The sequence below is a fragment of the Aquitalea sp. S1-19 genome (assembly GCF_024343515.1).
In genome coordinates this window covers 1-1,802 of the sequence record NZ_RJTZ01000270.1, presented here as the reverse complement: position 1 = coordinate 1,802, position 1,802 = coordinate 1, and the positions used below count along the sequence as shown (strand labels likewise).

Here is a 1,802-nt window from a genome sequence, read left to right as displayed (position 1 = left end):
GGCAAGCGCGTGTGCCAGTGCCTGCGGCCAAGGGGCAGACGCTGACTTCATGCCCGCGCTTGATGGCCTCGCTACGGGCCAGATGGAGTGCACTGACCAGCGTCTGGCTGACAGTCTTGATCTTGTGCTCGGCCACCAGTTGCCCGAAAGAGGGCAGTGCCATGGCAAGTACGATGGCGAGAATGGACAGCGTGACCATCAGTTCGATCAGGGTTACGCCGCGGTTATGGCATATGCTCAGGCGCACGCTTGCCGGTCTGTGCTTGCCGGATGAGTGCAATGGATTCATTAGATCGGGATGGGGGTAGAGCGGTGGCTCAGCCTATTTCCAGGAGCGGAGTCAGTAGATACCGCGCATCTTTTGTCGGAAATTAAATAGCATTTAGTATATGAGTTTAATTGCTATCTAGATATGACGAGGGTCAAATGTTGGCAAGCTGCGGGCATAGAGATCTGCTTCATGCCGTGCTGTGATGGCGTTTGAGCTGCAATGGGAACAGCTCGGCTGTTGTCTGTGCACAGTTGTTGTTGGTGAAACACGACTGGCCGCCAGTAGGGGCGGGGTATCTAGCCTGCCGGTTGCGATGGCTAAGGCGGCGGCGTGGCACAGGTGGTGCGCGCAGAGTTGACTTCGAGTGTGCATCCAGCCAGCGCGAGGGCGTGCCAACTGTATAAGCCGGGGTCGGTCGGCTTCTATTTGCCCTGCACGCTATTTTCCTTGCAGTTGGCCGTGATATTGAAGGTTTCATCATGGCCTTGCCCCGTGCCATCTATCTCGATAATCAGGTTGCTGCCTTGAGGGGCTTCGCTGGTGCAGCGCCATGTATGCCAGGGGTGGCCGCCCAAATCTGAGCAAGTCCCCTGATTGATGGTCACGCGGGCGTTTTGGTGTACATCATGGACCATGATGGTGGTGGGGGTAGCGCACTGGGCAGGTGGCGGCGGGATTTCCGGCTCGGTACTGCAATCGGCCTGCGGCGAGGAGACGGCCAGTTCATTGGCTTTGCCGTCTGCATCGCTCCAGCGCACGCTCACTGTCGTCATCTGGTTCTTGATGCTGTATTTGCATAAAAACCGGTTAAGCGGAGGTAGCGCATCGGGCACGGGCAAGGCAAATGTATCGCTGGCACACTGCTTGGGCTCACAGCTTTTGCGCTCTTCCAGCGCGCTTTGCGCCAGATTGGTGGCATTGGCGTAGTCGCTGCTGTGAATTTCGCTTTGCAGCAACGCGCCTTGAAAACGTATCAGCCCCAGAATGCCCAGACTCAGCACCAGCAGGCTGACAAGTACACCCATCAGGGTAAATCCGGCTTGTCGGGTCATGATTATTCCGCGTGGTCTATCCAGCTGCCCTGGACGACCCGGTAAACTTTTTCACCGGCGACAGGCGGCGGCGTAACGGGGGGCTGGCCGCTGCCGCTCTCTCCTGGCTTGAATGAGTCGGGCAGATTGGTCAGGTCTATGGTCGTGCTGGCACCCCAGTTGTTGTCGCCGCTGGCGCCCTGATTGGCGACCGTGACATAGCCTTTAATCACGGTTCTTCCGCCGCTATTCAGGGTGTTGCCGGCGATCACGTTGCCGTGCACGGTACTACTGCTGCCCAGCATAATGTCGCCCCCCTTGTACTGGCTGTCCTGATAGCTGCCTGCGAGATAGGCGATATTGCCGCTGGCGTGGCTATTGAACTGCTGGCTTTGTGTATTGCAGTAGTCGGTCGGATATTGGCCGGGGTAGTCGTTGTTGCTGCACACACCCGGGTAAGCGATATAGTTGACGGCATAGACCTGGTGGTTATCCATGGT

The 1,802-nt window shown here is 57.5% G+C and carries 3 protein-coding genes; all 3 read right to left on the bottom strand.

The features are described 5' to 3' along the window. The coding region (locus EGI20_RS18215; protein ID WP_498633101.1) for a pilus assembly FimT family protein at positions 1-247 on the bottom strand (247 nt) is incomplete at its 3' end. Between the two features lie 446 nt (positions 248-693). After that, complete coding sequence (locus tag EGI20_RS18210; RefSeq protein WP_498633099.1) at positions 694-1,323, bottom strand: type IV pilus modification PilV family protein; 630 nt, start codon at positions 1,321-1,323, stop codon at positions 694-696. Positions 1,324-1,325: 2 nt separating this feature from the next. Then, positions 1,326-1,802 (bottom strand): hypothetical protein (locus tag EGI20_RS18205; protein WP_498633098.1); only part of this gene is annotated, 477 nt, incomplete at its 5' end.

Coding starts and splice junctions, on each gene's coding strand:
- EGI20_RS18210 (WP_498633099.1), bottom strand. CDS start 1,323: ATGACCCGACAAGCCGGATTTACCCTGATGGGTGTACTTGTCAGCCTG.